Source organism: Streptomyces sp. NPDC051664, from assembly GCF_044453545.1.
Lineage (GTDB): Bacteria > Actinomycetota > Actinomycetes > Streptomycetales > Streptomycetaceae > Streptomyces.
Map to the genome: position 1 here is coordinate 15,546 of NZ_JBITCU010000048.1, position 23,717 is coordinate 39,262.

Genomic DNA, 23,717 nt, shown 5'->3' on the forward strand with positions numbered 1-23,717 from the left:
TCCACTCACCCTCCGGCGTGCAGACCGGACGACCGTGGGGCGTTGGCCAGGTGGACCCCCACCCGCTTGACCATCAGCGTCATCTCGTACGCCACCTGGCCCACGTCGGAGTCGGAGTCGGCCAGCACGGCGAGACAGCTGCCGTCGCCGGCGGCCGTGACGAAGAGGAACGCCTCGTCGAGCTCGACGACGGTCTGGCGGACGCGACCCGCGTCGAAGTGGCGTCCGACGCCCTTGGCGAGGCTGTGGAACCCGGAGGCGACGGCCGCCAGATGCTCGCTGTCCTCACGGGTCAGATCCTTGGACGTGCCGGTGGGAAGGCCGTCACTGGAGAGCACCAGCGCCTTGCGGATGGAGCCGACGCGCTCGACGAGCTCGTCGAGGAGCCAGTTGAGTTCGCCGGATCCGTGGCGTGTGGCGTCGGGTGCTGCGGCGTTCGGTGCGGTCATCGACCGTCCCCTCCCGGAGTGGTTCCTTGTGCTGTCTCACCGAGACCGGTCCCGTCCTCGGCGTTCTGCCGGCGGCCGCGCTGCCAGCCGCGCTGCATCGAAGCCATACGGTTGCGTACTTCGCCCGCGTCCCGCTCGATGTCCTCCGCCGGATCCGTGGGGGCCGGCTCGGAAGCGCGGCCGCCGGGGCCCTCGCGGAGCTGCGGGACGAGGCTGGCCTGTCGGATCCGGCGGGGCAGCCCGTCCACGGTCCCCGGGTACGGGGTCGGCCCGGCGGATCGGGAGGGTGCGGCCGATGGCGTCGCCGCAGCCGGTGCCGACGCGGATGCGGCGGACTCGGTGGGCGGCCGGAAGCCGGAGGCCTGCCGGGGGTCGGGGGGCCGCCGGGTGTCGGCGGGCCGCCGGGTGTCGGCGGCGGAGTGCCAGGGGCCAGTGGTGGACCGCCCGGCTCCGGACCCGGTGCGCGAGGACTCCGGTTCCGTGGTCGTGGGGTGCGAGCGGCCGGTCTCGTCGACCCGGCGGCCGCGATCGGTGACCAGCGTGGGCGGCTTGCGGCGGGGCAGCGGCACCGGGCCGCCCGGCCGCATGGCCCGGACATCGGCGGTGGACTCGGCGACCTGGTCGGCCGCCTGCTGATGCTGGTCGCGGTCGGCGTCGCGATGGAGGGCGTGGTCCCCTTCACGGCGCAGGTCGCGGGCGCGGAAAATGCCGCCGCGCTCGCTCTCGGTGTCGTCGATGTCGGACACTCCGTCGAGTGCCGGGTCGGGTACGACGTCCAGCACAGGGTCGCGTACGGGGTCGGTCCCGAAGCCGAGTGCTGCGACCGGGGATTCGAGCTCGACCGGTCCGTCCAGAGCGTTCGGACCCACGAGCCCGGTGGGGACAGGGGCGAGGCCGGTGGACCCCGCGTCGCCCGTTCCGTCGGATGTCCATGGGTCCGCCACGCCGTCCCTGCGGCTCTTGTCGCTGCGCGGTCCCTCATTGCTGGGCCTGCCGCTGCCGATCGCCTTCTCGGCGCGGCGGTCGAGGCGGAATCCGGTGCCGTGCGCCTCCGCGGCGTCGGTCAGCAGGGCCGCCGGGATGAAGACGACGGCGGTGGTTCCTCCGTACGGAGAAATCTGCAAGGAGACGCGGACGTTCTGCCGCTGGGCCAGCCGGCTCACCACGAAGAGGCCGAGGCGGTCGGTGTCGGAGAGTTCGAACTCGGGGGTCTCTGCGAGCCGCAGATTGGCGTCCAGCAGGACTTCGGGAGCCATACCGAGGCCGCGGTCGTGGATTTCGAGGGTGAAGCCGTTGGCGACGCGGTCGCCGTGCACCTGGACCGCGGTGTGCGGGGGCGAGAACACCGTGGCGTTCTCCAGGAGTTCGGCGATCAGGTGGGTGAGGTCGGCGACTGCGGGGCCACCGACGCCGATCCGCGGCAGGCGGCGTACCTCGATCCGCTCGTAGTCCTCGACCTCGGCGACCGCCGCCCGCACCACGTCCATCAGCTGGATGGGCTTGCGCCACTGCCGGGACGGCGCCGCGCCGGAAAGAATCACGAGACCTTCGGCGTGCCGCCTCATGCGGGTGGTGAGGTGGTCGAGGCGGAAGAGGTCGGCGAGCTCGTCGGTGTTCTCGGTGCGGCGCTCCATGGCGTCCAGGAGCGTCAACTGACGGTGCAGGAGCACCTGGTTGCGGCGGGCGAGGTTGACGAAGACTTCGGAGACGCCGCGTCGCATGTCGGCCTGCTTGACCGCGGCTTCGACGGCGGCGCGTTGCAGGGTGTTGAGGGCCTGGCCGACCTGGCCGATCTCGTCCCGCTCGTAACTGAGATGCGGGGCCTCGGTCTCGACGTCGACGTGTTCGCCCGCGGCAAGGCGGCGCATCACGCTCGGCAGTCGTACACCGGAGACCTCGTGGGCGTCCTTGCGGAGCCGGGAGAGGTCGCGGACGAGTTCGCGGCCGATGCGGACGGACACGAAGACGGAGACGAGCAGGGCGAGGAAGCCGAGGATGCCCGCGACTCCGGCCTTGACCAGGACGCTGTAGCCGACGGGCCGGCCGCGGTCCTGGAAGCGGTTGTTCATCTCGGTCGAGTCGTTCGCCAGCCGGTCCAGGACCGGCAGGGCCACCTCCTGCCAGCGTTCGGCATCGACCGTACGGGGGGCGTGGGTGGGGCCGGCGGCGATGAGCTTGGTCTCCGCGGTGCGCAGCGGCTCGCTGTCCGGGCTCGCCCAGTACTGCTCCACGCGTCGGCGCTCCGCCGAGGGGAGAACCTCGATGTCGATCTCGTAAAGCAGCTTGCGGTTGGCGACGAGATCGGAGATCTGCCGGAGTTCGGGGGCGTCGAGCCGTCCGGCGATGAGCGCCGAGGCCACCAGAGCGTCTTCCCGGGACAGCATCTCGCGAGCCCGCGAGACGCCGATCAGAGCGCGTACCTGCTTGTCCATCGACGCGTTCTCCGTCGTGTGCAGGCCGGTCAGGAAGCGGTAGCACGGGTCGACCAGACGGTTGTAGAACTCAAGCGCCTGATTGCGGTCGATGGTGCGTTTCTCGACGGAGTCGCGGAGCGCGCCGAGGCCGTCGACGGCGCTGAGAACCGAATTGAGCTGCGCTTCCGCATCGGGACTCAGCGCGTCGCGGATGTCCTTCTGCCGGGCGCTCTCCTTGACGTCCGCCACGACGCGGTCGGTGGCGGCCCGTTGGCGGCGCAGCAGGGGAAGCGCATCGGAGGCGCGGGGGTCCGCGAGGAAGACAAGTGTCTGGCGGCGCTCGTTCTGGATGACCCGGACGGTGTCCTCAAGAGGGTGGCCGACCTTCTCCACGATGGTGCTCGCACCCATCAGGTCTCCGGCCTCACGGCCGGTCAGGAAGGTGGCGAAGCCCCAGAGAGCGGTGAGGGAGACGAGCGGCACAAGCAGCAACGCCACGATCTTCCTGCGGATGGACTTTCCGCGAAAGCGCATGGCCTCCCCCAGCTCGGCCCCGCACGGCGGGGTGGGTGTTCCGTCAACAAACGGCGCGAGCCTACTACTGCCGCACAGGCAACTCGAAGACACGTCCGGACTATTTTCGGCCGCACCCCCGCGTGTCGATCATGAGTTGTCGCGGCATTCCGGGAGATGAAATCCGCGAAAGCGGCAGAAGAGACCCGACAGAGCACCTCAATCCCTCACCCGGCAGTTGGCTGGAACTCTTCGTTCCGCGAGGGATCGGGGGAATCTTCGCTGCCGGTCGCTCGTCTGTCTGTACGAGGGAGAGGGACTACGCGGGGAGCGCGCAGGACAGGATTGTTCCGCCCGCCCGCGTAGAAACGGCGCATGCCGGGCAGCAGCTCTGAAGGCGGACAGCGGTGGGGAGTTGAGAGTCCTTGGACACGGAAGAGCGTCGAAGTGCGCCGACGGCGGGCGGGACACGGATCCCGCGGCAGTCGTTGTGGGTGGAGGAGCCCGCGGTGCGGCGCCGGATGCCGGATCCGGTCCGTACGTCGGCCGTGCGTGCCGTGCTCGTCATGTCGCTGACGATCATTCAGGCCATGGTTGCCCTGCTGAGCACGATGACGGGTTCCTGGCTGGCGTTCCCCATGATGCTGAGCAGTGTGGGCAGCACGGTGGTCGCGACCTGGGCGGTGCTGGATGTGTGGGTGACCCGGCAGGTCTGGAATCAGCGCAACGGTGTGGTGTCCGTGCCCAGCAGCTCGGCGCGGCGGCTGCGCCGGGAGCGGCGCGCGGCACGACGGGCGGCGAGGACGGCGGAGCGGGAGGCCGCACGGATACGCCGCCGGGGCGCGAGCAGCCTGTCACGGGCTGGAGCACGCGCCCCGGTGAGGAGTTGAGGTCAGTCGCCGGTCAGGGCGTCGGGAATCCGGGGGATCTGAGGGGTCTCCGGAATCGCTGACACATCGGGCGCCGTCGGTGTGCGCTTGAACATGCGGGTGGCGGTGATCTCGCCATGCACGGTCTCGCCGTTCGGGTCCTGCTGTGGCAGACCGGGGCGCAGATGTTCCTCCACGCTGATGTACTTCAGGCCCGCCCGCAGGTCCGCGTCGTTGCGCAACCGAATGACCAGCGGGAATTCGGCGAGCGCCGTCGTGTCGAACAGCCCGGTGGTGTAGAGCAGTTGTACGCCGAGGGCGTCCGACACCGCTCGCTGGAGTTCCAGCAGATACGTGGCGTTGGCCCGGCCGATGGGGTTGTCCAGGAACAGCGTGCCCGCGTGGCGGTGCTGGTGGCGGTCACGGCCACGGTCGTTGCTGCGCAGTGCGGCCATCGTGCAGTAGAGCGCGATCGCAGCGGTGAGCAGCTGGCCGCCGGAGAAGACGTCGCCCATCTGACCGACCGGGACACGTTCGGCACGGAGCACCGCGTCCGGCTTGAGGATCTCCACGGCGATGCCCTTGGGCTCCAGCGCCGCCTGTACACCGCGCAGCAGAAGGGACACGCCGTCGCGGCGCAGATCGGAGTTCTTCCTGAGCGCGGCGCGAGTGGCATCGTCGATGACCTCGCCGAGCCGCTCGGTGAGCGTCGCCTGGTCGGGCTCCTCGAATCGGATCCGGAGGAACTCCTGACCGGACCACTCCCCCAACCCCTCCGGGAGCTGGGAGAGCCGCTGGGCGGAGCGGAGGGTGGTGAGCGCGGACTCCACGAGTCCGCGGAGCCGGTCGACGATGGAGTCGCGGTTGCGCTCCAGCTGGGCCAGCTCATCGGTGAGGACGCGGAGGCGGGGTGCGAAGGCGGCGGCCCACTTCTCGGCGTGCTCGGGCAGGGCCGCGGCGGGGAGTTCGCGGATCTGCTGGCGGGCCGGGGTACGGACCTGTTCGTAGCGGGTGGAGTTGGCGTGCCGTACGAGCACATCGCTCGCCTCGCGCACCGCGCTCTCGGCGGCGGAGAGGTCGGCGGCGCAGCCGCGCAGTGAGCGGCGGGCCTCGGCGGCGGACTGCCGGGCCTCGTCGAGGCTGCCGGGGTACGGCTCGGGGGCCTCGGTGTCGTCGTCCGCGCCGTGGTCCCTGAGCAGGTCGCGCAGGAGGGCCGCGGTCTCGTCGAAGCCACCGGCCGAGGCCTCGGCGGTGCGGTGGGCGTACAGCAGCTCCGCGTGGGCGGCGCGGGCGGTGTCCAGGGCACCGGTGGCGGTGCCGAGTTCGGCTGTGGCAGTACGCAGCAGGGTCTGGGCCTGCTCGGCGTCGGCGGGGACCAGGTCGTCGGGGAGCTCGGTGTGGTGGTCCTCGCCGTCGGCCGGGGCCAGGCGCTCGGCCTCGCCGCGCAGTCGGCCGAGCTGCTCGCTCGCCGTGGAGGCCCGGGTCTCCAGCAGCTGGACCAGGGACTCGGCTCGGGCGGCGGCCGCCTGCCGGGACGGGCCGTCGGCGCCGTCGGTGCCTTCGAGGAGCTGGGCGGCGCGGGTGCGGACCTTGTTCGTGAGCCGGTCCAGCTCGGCGAGGGCGGCGCTCTCGTCGCTCTCGGCGCGGGCCTGTTCGGCGCGCAGGTCGGCGCCGACGCCGACCTTCTCGTACAGCTGGGATGCGGCCCGGTAGGCCTCGCGCAGGGCGGGGAGGGCAGGGCGCGGTGCGTCGCCCTCGGGCTCCGGGATGTTCTCGGGGGCGCCGGCGATCTCGGCGCGCTCGGCCCGCAGGGCGCGGGCGGTGCGGCGGGCGTCGTCAGCGGCGCGCTGGGCGGCCCTGCGGTCCTCGTCCGCGGCGCGGGCCCGCTCCAGGCAGACCGTGGCGCGGGCTTCGGACTCGGCTGCCTCCTCGACCAGTTCGCGCAGTTTCGCCTGCCAGCCGGCGCGTTCGCGCAGCCGGTGGGCCAGGCCTGCGAGTACGTCGGCGACGCGTCGGGCGCGCTGGGCGGCCTCCTGTCGCTCGTCGCGGACGCGGGCGGTGTCGGCGGCGGCTTCATCGGACTCCGCGCGTGCCGTGTGGGCCTCGGCGAGCACGGCCTGGGCCGTCTCGGCGGCCGTGCGGGCGGTGCGGGCGGCTCCGGCGAGCTCGGCGAGCATGCCGGGCGGGCAGTCGGCGCGCCAGGAACCGATGCGGGCGGCGAGGGACCGGTCCCCGGTGAGGCGGGCCGCGAGCGTGCGGATGTCCTCGTCCCGGGCGGCGGCCCGGCTCCTGAGTGCCTGCCGTTCCTCGTCGGCGGCGTGCTCGTCGTGCATGGCCGGGTTCGGCGGGACGAGGAACACACCGTCCGCGTCGGAGCCGGAACCGGAGGCCGGTACGGGGGCGAGCAGTGCGGCGGCGGTGCCGACGGCCACGGCGGAGCGCGGCAGCAGAGCGGCGCTGCCCAGGACTTCGCGGGCGCGGGCGTGCGAATCGGCGTCGGTGATGACCACGCCGTCGACGAGCTCGGGACGGGCGGCGAGCACCGCCGCGTGGTCGGCGGGGTCGACGGCCTGGGCGAGGTAGCGCCAGCCGGGCAGGGCCGGGATGCCGTGCTCGCCGAGATATTCGACCGTGGCGAGGACATCGGGTCCGGGGGGCAGCAGTCCGCCGTCGCCGAGCGCGCCGAGGATGCGGGAGTCGTCGGCGGCCGCGGTGCGCAGCTCGAAGAGGCGCCGTTCGGCGGCGGCGATGCCCTGGTCGAGGAGGTCCCGCAGCTCGTCGGCGTTGCGGTCGAGCTCCTCGGCGGTGAGTGGCTGCTCGCTGACGGTGTGGTCAGTGATGAGTACATGATCGGCGACGGCTGTCTGCCGGTCGTATCCGGCGGCCGCGGTGTCCGTGCCCTCACCTGTTCGGCCGTGGGATGCGGAATGCGCACCGGACGCAGGGGAGTCGGTGGCGTCGGCAGCCGCGCCCGGTTCGTTTCCCGCGGTGCCCCGGCGTGGCCGCGGTACTCCGGTGCCGGGGGCCGGGGGAAGGCTCAGCAGGTCGGCGAGGCGGTGGTCGGCGGCGATCGACTCGGCGGCCCTGAGCTCGGCCTCGTACGACTGTTCCGCCGCCTGCGCGGCGTCCGCGGCGCGCGCCGCGGCGAGTTCGGCGCGGCTCTCGGTGGCCGCCGCTTCCCTGGCCCGGTCGGCCGCGGCGCCGGCGGCTTCCCTGGCCGTGTTCCAGGCGGCGACGGTGGACTGCTCGGCGTCGCTCGCGGCGAGGGCGGCGCGCGCCGGGTCGGCGTCCGGCGCGGTGTTGTCGAGCCAGCCCGCCCGCACGGCCTCGGCGGTCTCCTGCTCGACCTCGGCGAGGCGCTGGCGCAGATGTCCGGCCTCGCTGCGGGCGCGCTGGGCCTCGGTGGCGGCAGTGGTGGCGTCCCGGTGGGCGGTCTCGCCCGCGGCCTGGAGGGTGTCCGAGCGCTCCTCCTCTTCGTCGGCCACCTGCTCGCCTGCCTCCGCGGCGGTGTGCAGGGCGCGTACGAGGTCGGCGGCGGCCGTGGCGCGGGCGGCGAGCGCGGGGGCGGCGTCGCGCTCGGCCTCGCGGATGGCGACGGCGACGCGCGCGGACCGGTCGGCGGCGGCGCGATGGCGGAGGACGGCTTCGGCTGCCTGCCAGGCGGAGTGCAGGGTGCGGGCCTCGACCAGTTCTCGGCGCTGGGCGGCGGCGCCCTTCTCGGCTGCGGCCAGTGCCAGGGACGCGTGACGGTAGGCCAGTTCGGCCGCGATGAGGCCACTGCGGCTACGCGCCTCCTCTGCGGCACTGACGGTGTGGGCGGCGCCCGTCACCTGCTGGGCGAGGTCTGCGGCGCGGCCTCGCTCCTCGGCGGCCCGGGCGGAGAGCCTGCGGGCCAGGTTGCGGGTGCGGCGCTCGGCACCCGCGTGGATGTCGCGGGTGCGGGAGCGGGTGTCGGCGGCCTCGACGATCCGGCCGAGCAGATCGACCGAGCCTTCGGTGAAGTCACGCTCCGCGGTGAGTTCGGCCCGGCGGCCCAGTTTGTTGCCGAAGCCGCTGACCAGATCGGCGAGGCCGTCCGTGTCGCGGGTGTCGGTGACGGCGCGGAGCAGCAGGTCGGTGAAGTCGGAGTCCTTCTTGACCGCGAAGAGGCCGGCGGCCTCGCCCTCATCCGCGTTCATCTCGCGCTGGTAGCGGAAGAGTTCGGGGTCGAGGCCGAGCTCACCGAGGTGCTCGTTCCACCGGTCGTGGATCTCTTCCCAGTGCACATCGAGGTGCTGGTAGAACTTGCCCGCGTCCGTGAGGGCGTCCCGGAAGCCCTTCATGGTGCGGCGCCTGCCATGGGCGCCGGAGGCGCCTTCGACGGGGCGGCCGACGGCGGTGGCCTCGGCGACCGGCAGCGAGTCGAGGCTGAGCCCGGGCCCGGGGCGGAAGGAGTACCAGGCCTCGGCGAACTTGCGGGGGTCGTTGGAGACCTGCCGCCCGCGCCATTCGCTGACCTTGCCGACGACCACGCACTCGCCGGTGAGGGTGTGCTGCCACTCCAGGGCGACATGGCCGCAGTCGTCGGCGAGCAGGAACTTGCGCAGTACGCCGGAGCTGGCACCGCCCAGGGTGTTGCGGTGGCCGGGCAGCATCACCGAGAAGATCAGTTTCAGCAGGACCGACTTGCCGCCGCCGTTCTCCAGGAACAGCACACCGGCGGGCGCGGGGCGGCGCGGCGGGCCGACCGGCTCCTCCTCGAAGAACTCCGCCTGGGCCGGCGCGGGGTGGGGCACGGGCTCGCCCACTCCGCGCAGGTCAAGCACGGTGTCTGCGTAGCGCGCACCGGCAGGCCCGATGGAGTAGAGGCGGACCCGGGACAGCTCGTACATGGCGGCGGACTCTCGTCGTTCGGAAAGCGGGAGTGGGGCGGCGGTGGGGGTGCTCAGGCGTGGAAGGGCAGACCGGCGTCGGCCGCCAGCTCCAGGTCGTCGCCGTCGGGCGGCGGCAGCAGCGTCGCCGTTCCGTCGGTGACGGGTACGACGCCGAGCTCCAGCAGTTCGGCCATGGCGGCGGCGCCCGCCATGTCGCGGACCTGCAGCTGGTAGCGGGCCGTGGTGCGGAAGGCGCCCCCGGCGTCGTCCCCGGTGCGCTGGAGGAAGCCGGAGTCGGTGAGGAAGGCGACTGCCTTGCCGACGATGCCGGTGGTGGAGCCGGCCAGCCGCCGGGCGTCCTTCGTCGCACCGGTGGCGCTGCGCCGGGCGTAGATCCGCCAGGCCGCTTCCAGTCCGGGGGCGTCGGTCGCCGGGTCGGTGTTGTCGCCGTGTTCCTCGGCACGCTCCTCCAGGCGGTGGCAGGCCTGGCGTACGAACGCGTCGATGCCGTTGACCGTGATCCGGCCGATGTACGCGTCGTCGGCGAGGTCCTCGGGGCGCGGGAAGGCCATGGCAGCGACGGCGAGGTGGGCCAGTCCGTGCAGAAAGCGGTCGGCGGAGTCGGACGAGGCGCGGCGGGCGTAGTCGCCCATGCGAACGGCGAAGACCGAGTCCTCGCCCGCCGTCACGGCCATTCCCGCCCGGGTGGACACCTCCAGGACGACGAGACCGAGTCCGGTGGCCACGGCGTCGGCCAGCCGGGCGAAGGTGGTCTCTTCCCGGTAGCGGCGGAGCAGCTCGGCGTATTCGGCGTCGCGGGCGGGCAGCAGCTTGGGCTGCAGCCCGAAGGCGACGAGCCGGGCCGCGTCGGCCGCGTCGGCCGGCGTGACGGCGGCGGGCGTCGCGGTCTCGTGGGCGGCATTGCCGTCGGGCGCGTACCCGACGGTGGCGTACCCGGCGGTCGGCTCGCTCCACGCGTCGGCGTGCTCTGCGCGGTGGTCGCTCACGACGGTCGCTCCTCGGTGCGGAAGATCAGTGGTACGGGGTGGACGGCGCGGGCTCTGCCGGCTTCCGTCGGGAACGGTGCGGGCCGGACCGTGCGCAGAGGGGCGCCGGCCCCGGCTCGGCGGTGGCCGGGCGCGGATCTCCGGCGACCGGAGCAGGCGTGGCGGTGGCCGGGACCGGATCGCCGGTGACCAGGGTGGAAGCCGGGGCGGCCCCGGCGCCGCGGCCCGCTCATGACGCCTCCGAGCGGTCCGCGGCCATACCGGCCGCGTCCAGCAGGGCCATGCCCACGATCAGGTCCGCGCCGCCGAACTCCGGGTCGTCGAGCTCGGTCCCGTCGTCCACGGCGAACAGCAGGCGCCGCTCGCCCTGCCGGTAGGCCGTGCCGACCGGCGGGGATGCGGCGTGGACCGCAAGCAGGGCGACCAGATAGGGCAGGTCCGGATCGCTCCGCCGGGCCTCGGCGAGGAGTCCGGAGAGGCGGCGCGGTGCGTCGTGCTCCAGATCGAGGAGATTCATCGCGCTCGCCAGCTGCTCCTCGCTGAACCTGCTGTCGTCCGGGGTGGCGATCAGATCCGGCTCGGGCATCTCGGCGCCCAGATGCTCACGCTCCAGGGGCGGGGTGAGCAGCATGTCGACCAGGTCACCCATCCGTACGGATGTGGGCGTGCGCAACCCCGTGCCGTGGGCGAAGAACGCGTCGGTGACGCGAGTGGCCTGTTCGACGGGGAGCGGCAGCAGCGGGGCGACCAGCTGGCCGTACAGGTCGAGGCCGGTCCTGGCCGTGGGGGTGGCGAACGCCTGCCGGTCCTGCTCGGCACGGAACAGCGGTCCTGCCTCCAGCAGGCGGGACTGCAGCTGGGTGTGACGGCGGATGCAGTCCTTGACTATGTCGACGAGTTCGGCGGCGCGACGCTTGTGCTCGGGGTCCTCCGCCTCGTCCCTGGCCTTGCGGATGTTGGTGAGGATCGCATTCTCGTGGCGGTAGCGGTCGGCCACGTGGTCCAGTGCCTCGGCGATCATGTCGGGCACGGCGTTGAGCCAGTCGACGGCCCTGACGTTGCGCCGGGTCGCTTCCAGCGTCCTGCGGAGCGTCTCCGCGTACTGCACGGTGCGATAGCGGGCCTGTTCGGCGGCGAGCTGCGCATCGGCGAGGCGGCCCCGGCTGATCAGGACCTCCAGTTTCACCTCGGCGGCGATCTGGGCGCTGGTGACGTCCGTGTCGAGGGCGCCGACCAGGACGTTGACCGCTTCGTCGGTCGCCCTGAGATAGACGCTGCCGCCGTAACCGGGGACCTCTTCGATCAGCTTGAAGTCGTAGTCCCTGCGGACATACACCCCGTCGGGGCCGAAAGTGCCGTACACCGCGCGGAAGCCACGGTCCACGCTTCCGACATTGATCAGGTTCTCCAGCACCCAGCGGGCGACGCGCTCGTGCTCCGCCACGGGGCGGCGCGGGGCCTGGGCGGCGACGCGCGGGAGCAGCTTGGCCACTATCTGATCGTGGTCGGCGCCCGTGTCGAAGTCCATGTGCAGCGTGACCTGGTCGATCGCAGCGAGCGCGACCTCCGCCATCGCGTAGACCGTGTACTCACCGGCCAGATTCGCCTTGCGCACGTCGAGGTCGTGCAGCGGCGCCGTGCAGGCGAGCGCGCGCAGCCGTCGCGACAGCCCCTCGTCGGCGGCCGGGCCCGGGGCGGGCCGCGGCCCCGCGCTGAGCTGGGGCGCAGCGTTGTCCGTGTAGGCAGGCGAAGTCACGCTGCACAGATTAGGTCCTCACACTGACAACGGTCGAAACGGCGCAGAAGCTACCGGTTCCCCCACCGTCGGCCGGGACCGCACAACACGGTCGCTCAGCCACGCTGCGGCGGTCGTTCCGGCTCCGGCGCCGACGTGTTCCCGCGCTCCCCGGCTCCGTACCCTCCGCCGCCCGGAGTGCGCAGGACCAGCACGTCGCCTCGCGCCAGATCGGCCGTATCGCAGCCCTTCAGCGGGGTGGCCGTTCTCCCGCCGTCGGCACGCTCGATGTGCTGGCTGCCCAGCGCGCCCGGTTCGCCGCCCGCCATGCCGTACGGCGGGACGCGGCGATGTCCGGAGAGCAGCGCCACCGTCATGGGTGCGAGGAACCGGAGTCTGCGCTCCACCCCGCAGCCGCCGTGCCACCGGCCCGCTCCCCCACTGCCGTCGCGTACCCGGAAGCTCTCCAGAAGCACCGGGTAGCGCCATTCGAGGACTTCGGGGTCGGTGAGACGGGAGTTGGTCATATGGGTCTGCACGGCGTCGGTGCCGTCGAAGCCGTCGCCCGCGCCCGAGCCGCTGGCCACCGTCTCGTAGTACTGGACACGGTTGTTGCCGAAGGTCAGGTTGTTCATGGTGCCCGAGCCCTCCGCCTGGACGGAGAGCGCCGCGTACAGCGCGCCCGTGACGGCCTGGGAGGTCTCCACGTTGCCCGCGACGGTGGCCGCCGGGTGGACGGGTGCCAGCATCGAGCCCTCCGGGACCCTGACCTCCAGGGGTTTGAGGCAGCCGCTGTTGAGCGGGATGTCGTCGGCGACCAGGGTCCGGAAGACGTACAGGACTGCGGCCATGACGACGGACTTCGGGGCGTTGAAGTTCCCGGGCTGCTGCGGTGAGGTGCCGGTGAAGTCGACGACGGCGCTGCGGGCGTCACGGTCCACGGTCAGCGCGACCTCGATCACGGCGCCGTTGTCGGTCTCGTAGCGGTACGAACCGTCGTGCAACTCCGCGATGATCCGGCGAACGGACTCCTCGGCATTGTCCTGCACATGGCCCATGTACGCGTCGACGACCTCGGCGCCGAACTGGTCCACCATGCGCCGCAGTTCGGCGATGCCCTTCTCGTTGGCGGCGATCTGGGCGCGCAGGTCGGCGAGATTGGTGTCGGGATCGCGGGACGGGTATGCGGCGCCGGTGAGCAGCTCGCGGGTCTCGGCCTCACGGAATGTGCCGTCCCTCACCAGCAGCCAGTTGTCGAACAGCACCCCTTCCTCGTCGATGGTTCGACTGAAGGCGGGCATGGATCCGGGGGTGATGCCGCCGATCTCGGCGTGGTGGCCGCGCGATGCCACCAGGAACCGCGGCCCGGCGCGACCGCCGCCGGATGTCTCGTGTCCGTCGAACACCGGCGTCACGACGGTCACATCGGGCAGATGCGTACCTCCGTGGTACGGGTCGTTGATGGCGTACACGTCGCCGGGGCGCATCGTGGTGCCGTTGCGCCGGAGCACCTCCTTGATGGACTCCCCCATCGAGCCGAGGTGCACCGGAATGTGCGGGGCGTTGGCGATCAGGTTGCCGTCCGCGTCGAACAGGGCACAGGAGAAGTCGAGCCGCTCCTTGATGTTGACGGAGTGGGCGGTGTTCTCCAGGCGTACGCCCATCTGCTCGGCGATCGACATGAAGAGATTGTTGAACACCTCCAGCATGACGGGGTCCACGCGCGTACCGATCGCGGTCCGGCCGGGGCGCGGTCGGACCCGGGTGAGCAGCAGATGGCCGAGGTCGCCGATGGTGGCCTGCCAGCCGGGATCGACGACGGTGGTGGCGTCGGCCTCCGCGATCACGGCGGGACCGGTGACGGTGTCCGACGGGTGCAGGGCCTCGCGCCGGTGGAGCGGAGTGTCCTGCCATCGGCCGTCGGCGAACATCCGCACCGTGTCATGGGGTTGCGGCGCGCCCTGACCGGCCCTCCGGTCCACCGGGTGCGGCACGTGCCGGCCGGCCGCGCCGGTCGCCTCGACCGATACCGCCTCGACAAGCAGCGGTCGGTCCATGGTGAACCCGTAGCGGGCGCGGTGCTCGGTGGTGAACACCTCCTTCATCGCGGGCGCGGTGTCCAGGTCGACCGGCAGGCTCGCGTCCGTGCCCGCGTAGCGCAGGTACACCCGGGCGTGCGTGCTGATCACATCGTCCGCGAGGCCGTCGGCGCGCAGTTCGGCGCGGGTGCGGGCGGCCAGGTCGTCGTGGAGCTCTCCCAGCCGGGTCCTGGTCCCCTCGTCGTCCAGTTCCGCCTCGACCGACTGTTCGCGCATGGCGGTCGCGTCCGCAAGACCGATGCCGTACGCCGACAGCACCCCGGCCAGCGGCGGTACGAGGACCGTGTCGACGCCCAGCGCGTCGGCGACGGCGCAGGCGTGCTGGCCGCCGGCGCCGCCGAAGGAGGTGAGGGCATAGCGGGTGATGTCGTGGCCGCGCTCCACGGAGATCTTCTTGACCGCGTTCGCCATGTTGAGCACGGCGATCTCCAGGAAGCCGGCGGCGACCGCGGCGGCGGTGCGTCGCGTTCCGGTGGCCCGGGCCACGTCGTCGGCGAGTTCGCCGAAGCGCTCGCGCACCACATCGGCGTCGGGTGGAAGGTCCCCGTCCGGTCCGAAGACGGCGGGGAAGTGTGTGGGCTGGACCCGGCCGAGCATGACATTGGCGTCGGTGACGGTGAGGGGCCCGCCGCGGCGGTAGCAGGCCGGGCCGGGGACGGCGCCCGCGGAGTCGGGTCCCACCCGGTGGCGCCGGCCGTCGAAGTGCAGGACGGAGCCGCCGCCGGCCGCGACGGTGTGGATGTTCATCATGGGGGCGCGCATCCGTACCCCGGCGACCTGGGTGCCGAGCTCACGCTCGAACTCGCCCGCGTAGTGCGACACATCGGTGGACGTACCGCCCATGTCGAAGCCGATGACCCGGTCGAATCCGGCCTGTTCGGACGTACGGGCCATGCCGACGACTCCGCCTGCCGGTCCGGAGAGGACGGCGTCCTTGCCACGGAAGTGCGCGGCCTCGCGCAGTCCGCCGTTGGACTGGATGAACATCAGCCGGACGGCGTCCAGTTCATCGGCGACCTCGTCGACGTACCGCCGCAGGATCGGCGAGAGATAGGCGTCGACGACGGTGGTGTCACCGCGCGGTACGAGCTTGATCAGCGGACTCACCTCGTGGGAGCAGCTGACCTGGGTGAAGCCGGCCTCGCGGGCCGCGGCGGCGACCGCGGTCTCGTGGGCGGGGTGCCGGTAGCCGTGCATCAGGACGACCGCCGCGCTGCGGAATCCGTCGGCCCACGCGGCTCTCAACTGCTCGGCCGTCGCTGCCAGGTCGAGGGGTGTGAGGGTCCTGCCGTGCGCGTCGATCCGCTCCGGCACCTCGATCACCCGCTCGTAGACGGCCTCCGGCAGGAGGATTCGGCGGTCGAAGAGGCGCGGCCGGTTCTGGTACGCGATGCGCAGGGCGTCGCCGAACCCTTCGGTGATCACCAGGACGGTCGGCTCGCCACGCCGCTCCAGCAGGGCGTTGGTGGCGACGGTCGTGCCCATCTTCACACTGCCGACCCGGTCGGCGGGGACCGGGTCGGTGGGGCCGAGGCCCAGCAGCAGACGGATCCCGGCCACTGCCGCGTCCCGGTAGCGGTCCGGATCGTGCGAGAGGAGCTTGCGGGTGACCAGCCGCCCGTCGGGATCGCGGCCCACCACGTCGGTGAACGTTCCGCCACGGTCGATCCAGAACTCCCAGCGTCCAGTCACCCCTCCATAGTGACGTGCGGCACCGACAACGGGGCGGGCGGCACGGCGGGCGGAGTTCTGAACGTGACCGTGGCGAGCGCGCCCTGCAGTGCCTGTTCGGCCCGCCGGTCCAGCTGCGCGCTCGTGCCGCGCGCCCAGTGCCGTATCTCCGCTCCTGCCAGGCAAAACAGTTGGGGCAGCAGATCGGTGCTCCGGCGGACCAGCCATCCGGTGCCCGCCGTGGCCAGCCAGAGCAACGAGTCGGTGCGGCTCGGCGACGGCTGTTCCGGCTCACGACCGGGCGGGGTGCCGAGGGCCAGGCCTCGGGTGGCCAGCAGCCTGTGGAAGTCCGCCGCCACCGTGCGATGACCGCGCTCGGCCGGATGGAGCCGGTCGGCGCTCCACAGCGAACGGTCGGAGACCCACTCCCCGTCCGAGGCATGCAGATGGACGGCGCCGTAACGGGCGGACAACGCATGCACCACGGCATTCACCGCACTCTGCCGCCGGGCCAGCGGCCGGCCGAGCGGCGCGGGCAGCCCGAGGACGGCGCCGGGATCGGGCAGACAGGCCGTGAGAAGTACGGCCCCGCCGCCGGTCAGGAGCGCGCAGACCTCGTCCAGCCGCTGGGCGAGGAGCCGGATGTCGAATGACCGGCGCAGGGTGTCGTTGACGCCGACGACGACGGAGGCCAGGTCGGGCCGGAAGGCGGCAGCGGCCGGGGCCTGCAGGTCACGGACGTCGCTGGAGAGCGAACCGCTGACGGCGAAGTTACGGAACTCGACACCCCGCAGGCCGTTCCCGATCCCGTCCGCCAGCAACGCGGCCCAGCCGCGACGCCCACCGGGGACGGGATCACCGATACCTTCGGTGAACGAGTCCCCGAGCGCGGCGAACCGGATCGGGCGATCGGGGGCCGCGGTCTGAGCAGGTGATTCGGGCGGTACGGACGGAGCGGCCGTTACGGGGAGGGAAGCCGCTATGGAGGATGAGGCGGGCGCGGGCGACGCCGGCAGCAAGGGCGGAGCCTCTGTAACGGATACGCGAGCCGACACAGCAGTCGGCACGCCCCCGGGCGAAACCGGCAGAGCCCCCGGCACGGGCACCTGAGCCGACGCAGAGCTCGACGCGCGCGCCGGCGCCCCTGGCACCGGCACGGCCGTCGCCCCCGCCGCCGGCGCGGCCACCGGTACCACCGCCCCCGTCATGCCCGCACCCCCGGTATCCCGCCCCGGTCCGGCACCTCGTGGGCGGCCAGGAACGCCGCCACCGAGCGGTCCCAGCCGAAGAGTTCGGCGCGTTGTCTCGCCGCCGCGCGCCGCCCCGCTTCCGGGCGCGCCAGGAGCTCCTGTACGGCCGCGGCGAATGCCTCGCCGGTGTCCGCGGCGGCCACTCCCGCTTCGCCGATCACCTCCGGCAGCGCGGAGCTCGCGCTCGCCACCACCGGGGTGCCGCAGGCCAGTGCTTCCAGGGCCGAGAGGCCGAACGTCTCGGCGGGGCCGGGGGCCAGGCAGAGGTCGGCCGAGGCCTGCAGATCCGCCACCCGTTCCCGGTCCCGCACATGTCCCAGGAACTCGACCGGCAGCCGCTCCGCCCGCGCCCGGCTCTCCAGCCCCGCGCGCAGCGGCCCGTCACCGGCGACCACCAGCGTCGCACGCACACCCAGGCCGTTGAGGACGGCGAGCGCGTCCAGGGCCCGGCCGGGCCGTTTCTCCACCGAGAGGCGGGAGCACATCACAAGGAGCACGGACCGGCCGTGGACGTGCTGGGCACGCAGGACCAGGCTGCGCCGGCCGGGGCGGCAGCGCCGCAGGTCCACGCCGAGCGGGGCGCGGACCACATTGCGCGCGCCGATCCGGACGAACTCGCGCTCCGCCCACTCCGTGGTGCAGACGATCCGGGTGTACGCGTGTGCGCTGAGGGTGTTGAGGCGGTCGGCGGTCCGCGCGGCTGCGCCGGCCGGGACGCCCCAGGTGCGGAGCACCCCGTCCGCCGTCTCGTGGGAAACCATCACAGCGGGCACCCGGGCGCGGCGGGCCCACTCGCCCGTCCAGCGCAGGGTGGTGCGGTCGGAGACCTCCAGGCGGTCGGGCCGCAGCGTTTCGAGGAGGTGCCGGAGGGTGCGGCGGCCGGCCAGTACGCGATAGCCGCCGCTGCCCGGCAGCGCCGGTCCCGGGAGGGTGATCACCCTGCCCTGCGCGGTGCGTACATCGCTCGCGCTGTCACCGGGCACGACGAGTACCGGCTCGTGCCCGGCCGCGAGGTAGCCGCGGCCGAGTTCGTCCAGGGCGGTGCGCAGCCCGCCGGAGGACGGGGTGACGAAGTTCGCCAGGCGGACAATGGTCTTCCCCTGCTCGCGCCCGGTCATGCGGCCACCGCCGTCCGGCCGCGCAGCACCTCGTCGTAGTGGTCCAGCAGTTGATCGCCGACGGCTTCCCACGTCCGCCCCTCGACCATGGTCCGCCCGGCCCGCCCGTAGGCCGCCGCGCGAGCCGGGTCGGCGGCGAGTGCGCCGACGGCTGCCTGTACCGCGTCGGCGTCGTGCGGCGGGACCAGCAGGCCGGTCCTCCCGTGGTCGACGAGGTCGAGCGGCCCGCCCGCCGCCGGGGCGATGACGGGCACACCGGAGGCCATGGCCTCCTGCACGGTCTGACAGAACGTTTCGTACGGGCCGGTGTGCACGAACATGTCCAGCGAGGCGAACAGCCGGGCGAGGTCCTCCCCGGTCCTGCGGCCGAGGAAGACGGCGCCGGGCAGGGCCGCTCGCAGCGATGCGCTGCTGGGGCCGTCCCCGACGACCACGACCCGCACCCCGGGCAGCCGGCAGGCTCCGGCGAGGAGTTCGACGTGCTTCTCCGGGGCGAGCCGGCCGACGTATCCGATGATCTTCTCGCCACCGGGCGCGAGACGGTGGCGCAACGCCTCGTCACGCAGTTCCGGCCGGAACCGTACGGTGTCGACGCCGCGCGGCCACAGCCGCACCCGCTCCACGCCGTGCTCGGTGAGGTCGCGGACGGCGGCGGAGGAGGGAGCGAGGGTCCGGTCGGCGGCGCTGTGCACGGCGCGCATCCGGCGCCAGGCGGTGTTCTCGCCGGCACCGAGGTACGTACGGGCGTAGCCGGCCAGGTCGGTCTGGTAGACGGCCACGGCAGGCAGCCCGAGCCGGGCGGCTGCCGCCATGCCGCGTGCGCCGAGCACGAACGGTCCGGCGAGATGGACGAGTTCGGCCCGGTGGGCGGTGAGAGCGGCCATCAGCCGACGGCTCGGAAGAGCCACCCGGACCTGGGAGTAGCCGGGCAGGGGCAGGGAAGGGACGCGCACCACGGGGCAGGGCGCGGCCGATTCGAAGATGTCGGAGGTGCCGGAGGCACCCGGGTACGAGGGCGAGGAGGACGCGGGGCGTGCGGGATCACTGCCGGTGGGCGGCTCCCACGGGGAGCCGGAGGCGGCCGGCGGCCCCGCACGGTCGCTGCCGGTGGGTGGCCTCCACGGAGTGCCGGAGGACCGGGATGTGGCCGTCGCGCCGGCCGTGGCCGGTGCTATGACGAGCGGTTCGTGGCCACGCGCGGCAAGGTGCCGGGCGGTCTGCATGGTGCAGTGGGCCACGCCGTTGACATCGGGCGGGAAGGATTCGGTGACGATGACGACACGCATACCCGTGTTGTCGTCGCACCGGACGTGACGGGGCCGACTTGGATCTTTCCATCCGGGGAACGTCCAGTGAGCGTTCGACGTCCGGTGGCAGGATGCGCCGCGCTCCCCCGAAGCGCTGCGCCCTTCTGTGCGTGCCTCGGGTCAGACAGCCGGGGTGTCGGGGCCGATCCTGCTGCGTACCGCGGTCTGTACCTCGGCCTCCTCGGCCGGGTCGGCGGCCAGTCGGCGCAGCCGTTCGGCGACCCTGATGTCGCCGGTCTCCGCGTGGAGTGCGGCGACCTCCCGGGTGGTCTCCTCGCAGTCCCACAGGCATTCGACGGCGAAGCCGGTGGCGAATGAGGGGTCGGTGGCCGCGAGTGCGCGCGCCGCCCGGCCGCGCAGATGCGAGGAGGACGTCTCCCGGTAGACGTGGCGCAGGACGGGTGCGGCGCAGGCGATGCCCAGCCGGCCCGTGCCGTCGACGAGGGTCCACAGGCGTTGTGCGTCCGGCCCTTCGCCGCGTACGGCGTCGCGCAGAGCGGCGAGGACGAGGGATGCGTCCTGGTCGTCGCCCCGGCAGGCGAGCACACCGGCGGCGGAGGCGCCGAGCGCGTCCGGCCGTCGGGCCCAGATCCGGGCCCGGTCCACTGCCGCGTCGCCACACATCCGCTCGAAGGCGGCGACAGCCGCGTCGGCGACCGTGCGCGAGGGGCCGACCGCCGCGACTTCGATCAGGTCGAGCACGGCCGGGTCCCTGGCTTCGGACAGGTAGTGCAGAGCCGCGCAGCGGGCGCCTTCCGGGCCGCTGCGGGCAGCCTCGACGATCACCGGCCGGTCGTCGGGTCCGGCGACGGCGGTGAGGCAGCGGGCGGCCGGTACGTGAAGAGGGGTGCCGCGGTCCAGTCCCTGCTGGGCCCAGTCGAAGACGGCCTGGACGCTCCAGCCGGGGCGTGGGCCGCCGGGGCGCATCTGTCGCTGCCAGCGGTCGAACGAGCCCTGTTCCGAGGCGGACCTGACCCTGGCTCCGACCGCTTCGCGCGGATCGTCCGCCCACAGCCGCCATGGCCGGGGCTCGAAGGCGTCCCGTACGGCGGCGGCGAGCTCGGTGGTCCCCTCCTCGGTGTCCGGGAACCGGGCCAGGACGGGCACGGCGAGCGTGCGGAGTCCGGCGTCGTCGTCGCGCAGGGCCAGCTCGTCGAGGGCCCATGCCCAGTTGGAGCCGGTCGCCGCGTACCGCCGCAGCAGGGCCAGGGCGTCGGAGCGACCGTACGAGGCGAGGTGGCCGAGGACCGCGAGGGCCAGGCCGGTCCGCGAGTCGTCGGTGTCGATGTGGTCGTCCGGATCGCTCAGGTGCTGCTCGATCTCCTCGATGCCGCCGTCGAGGTCGAGATACAGACGTGCGTAGTAGAGGGAGCGGTTCTCGACCTGCCAGTCGTGACGCGGATCGCTCAGGACGCAGTGGTTGAGGGCCGCGAGGGCTTCGGCGCGTGGTGCGGCGAGCGCGTGGAGCGTGCCGTCGCCGCGGCCCCTCTGCAGCAGGCCGAGCAGGGTGCCGCTCGGCGCTATGAACGGATCGAACATGGGAAAAGCCTCACATCAAGCTGTCGACGCAACCGGGACTGTGCAGTTCCAAGTGCCGGGTGGGCACTACGCCGCGCAGCAACATGATCGGCCGACCGCCGTCTTCTGCTTGGTGTAGACCATCTTCCTCTGCCTCTCGTCGGTGGCCCGAATCGGGCCCGCGACGTCATGATGACCCAGCCATTTCGTCACCGCGACCACATTTACCGCGTACCCGCTCAGCGGGAGCCGAAGAGTTCCAGCAGGTCGGCCTTGCCGAACATGCGCGCGGTGTCCAGCGCGGACGGTGTTCCGGCCGCCGGGTCTGCACCTGCGGCGAGCAGCGCCTCGATCACCGCGTCCTCCCCCTTGAACACGGCTCCGGCGAGCGGCGTCTGCCCGCGGTCGTTGGCCCGGTCCGGGTCGGCGCCACGGCCGACGAGGGCGGTGACCGCCTCGGCGTGCCCGTGATAGGCGGCGAGCATCAGCAACGAATCGCCCCGGTCGTTGGTCAGGTTCGCGGGCACACCGGCGTCCACATACGCGGCGAGCGTCTCGGTCTCCCCGCGGCGCGCCAGGTCGAAGACCTTGGTCGCCAGTTCCACGACCTCGGGATCTGGGACTTCGCTCATCGGACGGACCGCCTTCCATGAACTCGCTGCTGCTGACCGGGTGGGGCGTACGGCACGGGGGCCGTACGAGTGAATCGACAGGCTACTGCTCCACGGCACACATGCCCCGGACCGGCCGTGGCAAAGATCACGCCGAGTGAGGGCAGGACGGTGCGCCGTGCCGGATGTTCCGCCCGAACCGCGTCCGCCTGTCGGCCGTTCCAGTGAAAATAATGACCTTTCACCCAATTGCCCCTTTTATCCTATAGATACTTTTTGTGATCCTGGAAGGACTCATGGTGACTGTCCCCCCAAACAGGAGAACCACTCATGATCCTTTCCATGTCAGGCGTAGTCATCCTCGGCGTCATCGTCTTCCTGTTCTTCAGGAAGGACGGCCTCAAGGCCTCGCACGCCCTCGTCACAGCCCTCTTCGGCTTCTATCTGGCAGGCACCGCCATCGCACCGAGCATCACCGCGGGCGGAGCGAGCCTGGCCGGCCTGCTGGGCGGGATCAAGTTCTGACCCCCCGCGACCCGCTCCCACCCTTCAGGAGACCGACGTGGCCCGGCGACCACTCCCCCGCATTCTTAACAGCGGCAGCGCTTCGATCACTCGCGGTCGCGAGCTCGCGCGCACGGCCGCCGACAACGCCACCGACGTCCTTCATCCGCTGATCAGGATCACTCGTGGTCTGCGGCTGCTGGCCGGTGCAGGACGGCGGAAATGGGCCGCGACACCCAAGGAGCGGCGCGGTCCCACGCTGTTCCTCGTCGCTGCCTGCGTACTCGTGGTGGCGCTCATCCCGTACGGGCCCCTGCTCGCCCTGGCCGCGGTGATGGGCGCCGCCGCATGGAAGGGGCGCGAGCGTACCCCGGTGAAGACCGGTCCCGACAAGACCGAGACGGGGCGGCTGCAGGCCCTGTACGAGGCGCTCGTGCCGTACTTCTCCGTGGCCGACGACCCGAGTCCGCTGTTCGCTCACGGCGGCGACTGGGGAAAGGCGTTCAGCGGTTACGAGTTCGACGGCGACGGACGCGTCTCCCGGCTCAAGGTCGCGTACCCCGCGTACTTCACCGACGGCGAGGCCGCCTCCCGCATCCGGATCGAACAGCTGCTGCACGCCAAGTCGGGCCGCGGCCGCGAGTACCACTTCGCCTGGGACGAGGAGGCCAACCAGCTCGTGATGAGCGTCCTCGACGCCCTGCCCACCTCCATCGCCGCCCAGCGCTTCGTCACCACGCCCGGGGAGACGGTGCTGGGCTTCACCGACGACGGCGCGGTGCAGCGAAAGGTGCCGGTCACCGACGGCGAGGAGACCCGGGACGCACCCCCGGTCGTCTGGCGAACCGGCGCCCGCTCCACGGAACCGCACCTGCTGATCGTCGGACAGCCGGGCAGCGGCACCTCGACGCTGATGCGCTCCATCGCCCTGCAGGCACTCCAGCACGGCGACATCCTCATCATCGAAGGCAGCGGAACCGGCGAGTACGCCTGCCTGACCGGACGCACCGGGGTGCTGGCCGTCGAGTGCGGACTGGCCGGTGCGCTGGCCACCCTGGAGTGGGCGGCCCACGAGACGGAGCGGCGGCTGATCGCCGCCAACCGGGCCCGGCAGGCGGGACATCCCCCGCCCGAGGACACCAAGCGCCCGCTCTGGATCCTGCTGGACCGGCCCAGCGTCCTCGGCCACCTCGCGGCCGTGGACGGCCGGCCCGACCCGCAGGAACTGCTTCAGGTGCCGTTGCGGCACGGCAGGGCGGCCAATGTCACCGTGGTGACGACCGACCAGTTCGAAACCCTGGACACGCTCAGCGAGACCGTACGGACCCACACCCGGGCCCGGGTCGTCCTCGGCCCCTGCGCACGCGACCAGGTCGAGTCCGTGCTCGGCCTGGAGCCGCACACCACCCCGCCACCGGATGTCCCGCCCGGCCGGGGATACGCGCGGCTCGGCACCGGCCCGGTGCTGCGGCTCCAGGTGCCGGCCACACCGGACCCGTACGACGACGCGACGAGCGAGGCACACCGGCAGGCGGTGCTCGATCTGCTTCCCGCGCGACAGACTGCGTTCGAGGCGACGGTGCCGGAACCGACAAGTCCGGACCCGTTGCCCACGGAAACCGCCCTGACGGCGGAGCACGTCCTGACAGCCGAGCAGCTGACGCTCAGCGAGTAGGCCTACGAGGGGGGGGGGGGGGGGGGGGGGGGGGGGGGGGGGGGGGGGGGGGGGGGGGGGGGGGGGGGGGGGGGGCGCCCCCCCCCCCCCCCCCCCGGCCCGGGGGGGCCCGCCGCGGCGCGCG

At 72.7% G+C, this 23,717-nt stretch carries 14 protein-coding genes; 3 read left to right on the plus strand and 11 right to left on the minus strand.

What is annotated here, in order from left to right; translation table 11 throughout:
- Window positions 1-5 precede the first annotated feature (5 nt).
- Both ACIA8E_RS38805 and ACIA8E_RS38810 read right to left on the minus strand, forming a co-directional pair.
- The gene (locus tag ACIA8E_RS38805) at window positions 6-449 is read right to left on the minus strand and encodes a roadblock/LC7 domain-containing protein (protein WP_030919113.1); all 444 of its coding nucleotides are present in this window, start codon (window positions 447-449) and stop codon (window positions 6-8) included.
- Window positions 446-3,397: a nitrate- and nitrite sensing domain-containing protein gene (locus ACIA8E_RS38810; RefSeq protein WP_399306093.1), complete on the minus strand. Its 2,952-nt coding sequence runs from the start codon at window positions 3,395-3,397 to the stop codon at window positions 446-448. The genes ACIA8E_RS38805 and ACIA8E_RS38810 overlap by 4 nt, the downstream gene beginning before the upstream one ends.
- Before the next feature lie 404 nt (window positions 3,398-3,801).
- Here ACIA8E_RS38810 and ACIA8E_RS38815 point away from each other — a divergent pair, with 404 nt between their 5' ends.
- Window positions 3,802-4,266 carry a hypothetical protein gene (locus tag ACIA8E_RS38815; RefSeq protein ID WP_399306096.1) on the plus strand — a complete coding sequence of 155 codons (465 nt, stop codon included), beginning with the start codon at window positions 3,802-3,804 and terminating at the stop codon, window positions 4,264-4,266.
- A 2-nt stretch (window positions 4,267-4,268) separates the two neighbouring features.
- On the opposite strand, the gene ACIA8E_RS38820 is transcribed toward ACIA8E_RS38815, so the two are convergent.
- The 9 genes from ACIA8E_RS38820 to ACIA8E_RS38860 all read right to left on the minus strand — a co-directional run bounded on the left by ACIA8E_RS38820 (window position 4,269) and on the right by ACIA8E_RS38860 (window position 21,435).
- Window positions 4,269-9,116 carry a hypothetical protein gene (locus tag ACIA8E_RS38820; RefSeq protein ID WP_399306099.1) on the minus strand — a complete coding sequence of 1,616 codons (4,848 nt, stop codon included), beginning with the start codon at window positions 9,114-9,116 and terminating at the stop codon, window positions 4,269-4,271.
- 53 nt (window positions 9,117-9,169) lie between these two features.
- Window positions 9,170-10,105, minus strand: a complete 936-nt coding sequence (locus tag ACIA8E_RS38825) for a hypothetical protein (protein WP_399306101.1) — start codon at window positions 10,103-10,105, stop codon at window positions 9,170-9,172.
- A gap of 229 nt (window positions 10,106-10,334) precedes the next feature.
- Window positions 10,335-11,861, minus strand: coding sequence for a hypothetical protein (locus ACIA8E_RS38830; RefSeq protein WP_399306104.1), 1,527 nt, complete (start codon window positions 11,859-11,861; stop codon window positions 10,335-10,337).
- A 95-nt stretch (window positions 11,862-11,956) separates the two neighbouring features.
- On the minus strand, window positions 11,957-15,631 hold the full coding sequence (locus tag ACIA8E_RS38835; RefSeq protein WP_399306107.1) for a hydantoinase B/oxoprolinase family protein: 3,675 nt from the start codon (window positions 15,629-15,631) through the stop codon (window positions 11,957-11,959).
- Complete coding sequence (locus ACIA8E_RS38840) at window positions 15,628-16,512, minus strand: SGNH/GDSL hydrolase family protein (protein ID WP_399306123.1); 885 nt, start codon at window positions 16,510-16,512, stop codon at window positions 15,628-15,630. Before ACIA8E_RS38840 ends, ACIA8E_RS38835 begins: the two co-directional genes overlap by 4 nt.
- Window positions 16,513-16,814: 302 nt before the next feature.
- Complete coding sequence (locus ACIA8E_RS38845; RefSeq protein ID WP_399306110.1) at window positions 16,815-17,978, minus strand: glycosyltransferase; 1,164 nt, start codon at window positions 17,976-17,978, stop codon at window positions 16,815-16,817.
- Window positions 17,975-19,264, minus strand: a complete 1,290-nt coding sequence (locus tag ACIA8E_RS38850) for a glycosyltransferase family 4 protein (RefSeq protein ID WP_399306113.1) — start codon at window positions 19,262-19,264, stop codon at window positions 17,975-17,977. Before ACIA8E_RS38850 ends, ACIA8E_RS38845 begins: the two co-directional genes overlap by 4 nt.
- Window positions 19,265-19,405: 141 nt before the next feature.
- Window positions 19,406-20,824: a HEAT repeat domain-containing protein gene (locus tag ACIA8E_RS38855; RefSeq protein ID WP_399306116.1), complete on the minus strand. Its 1,419-nt coding sequence runs from the start codon at window positions 20,822-20,824 to the stop codon at window positions 19,406-19,408.
- A gap of 218 nt (window positions 20,825-21,042) precedes the next feature.
- Entirely contained in the window at window positions 21,043-21,435 is a 393-nt protein-coding gene (locus ACIA8E_RS38860) for an ankyrin repeat domain-containing protein (protein ID WP_267006263.1), read from the minus strand.
- Window positions 21,436-21,744: 309 nt separating this feature from the next.
- On the opposite strand from ACIA8E_RS38860, the gene ACIA8E_RS38865 reads away from it, so the two are divergent.
- Both ACIA8E_RS38865 and ACIA8E_RS38870 read left to right on the plus strand, forming a co-directional pair.
- Window positions 21,745-21,939 carry a hypothetical protein gene (locus ACIA8E_RS38865; protein WP_030968886.1) on the plus strand — a complete coding sequence of 65 codons (195 nt, stop codon included), beginning with the start codon at window positions 21,745-21,747 and terminating at the stop codon, window positions 21,937-21,939.
- A 37-nt stretch (window positions 21,940-21,976) separates the two neighbouring features.
- On the plus strand, window positions 21,977-23,593 hold the full coding sequence (locus tag ACIA8E_RS38870) for a hypothetical protein (RefSeq protein WP_399306120.1): 1,617 nt from the start codon (window positions 21,977-21,979) through the stop codon (window positions 23,591-23,593).
- Window positions 23,594-23,717: the final 124 nt, after the last annotated feature.

Coding starts and splice junctions, on each gene's coding strand:
- ACIA8E_RS38805 (WP_030919113.1), bottom strand. CDS start 449: ATGACCGCACCGAACGCCGCAGCACCCGACGCCACACGCCACGGATCC.
- ACIA8E_RS38810 (WP_399306093.1), bottom strand. CDS start 3,397: ATGCGCTTTCGCGGAAAGTCCATCCGCAGGAAGATCGTGGCGTTGCTG.
- ACIA8E_RS38820 (WP_399306099.1), bottom strand. CDS start 9,116: ATGTACGAGCTGTCCCGGGTCCGCCTCTACTCCATCGGGCCTGCCGGT.
- ACIA8E_RS38845 (WP_399306110.1), bottom strand. CDS start 17,978: ATGACCGGGCGCGAGCAGGGGAAGACCATTGTCCGCCTGGCGAACTTC.
- ACIA8E_RS38850 (WP_399306113.1), bottom strand. CDS start 19,264: ATGCGTGTCGTCATCGTCACCGAATCCTTCCCGCCCGATGTCAACGGC.
- ACIA8E_RS38855 (WP_399306116.1), bottom strand. CDS start 20,824: ATGTTCGATCCGTTCATAGCGCCGAGCGGCACCCTGCTCGGCCTGCTG.
- ACIA8E_RS38860 (WP_267006263.1), bottom strand. CDS start 21,435: ATGAGCGAAGTCCCAGATCCCGAGGTCGTGGAACTGGCGACCAAGGTC.
- ACIA8E_RS38865 (WP_030968886.1), top strand. CDS start 21,745: ATGATCCTTTCCATGTCAGGCGTAGTCATCCTCGGCGTCATCGTCTTC.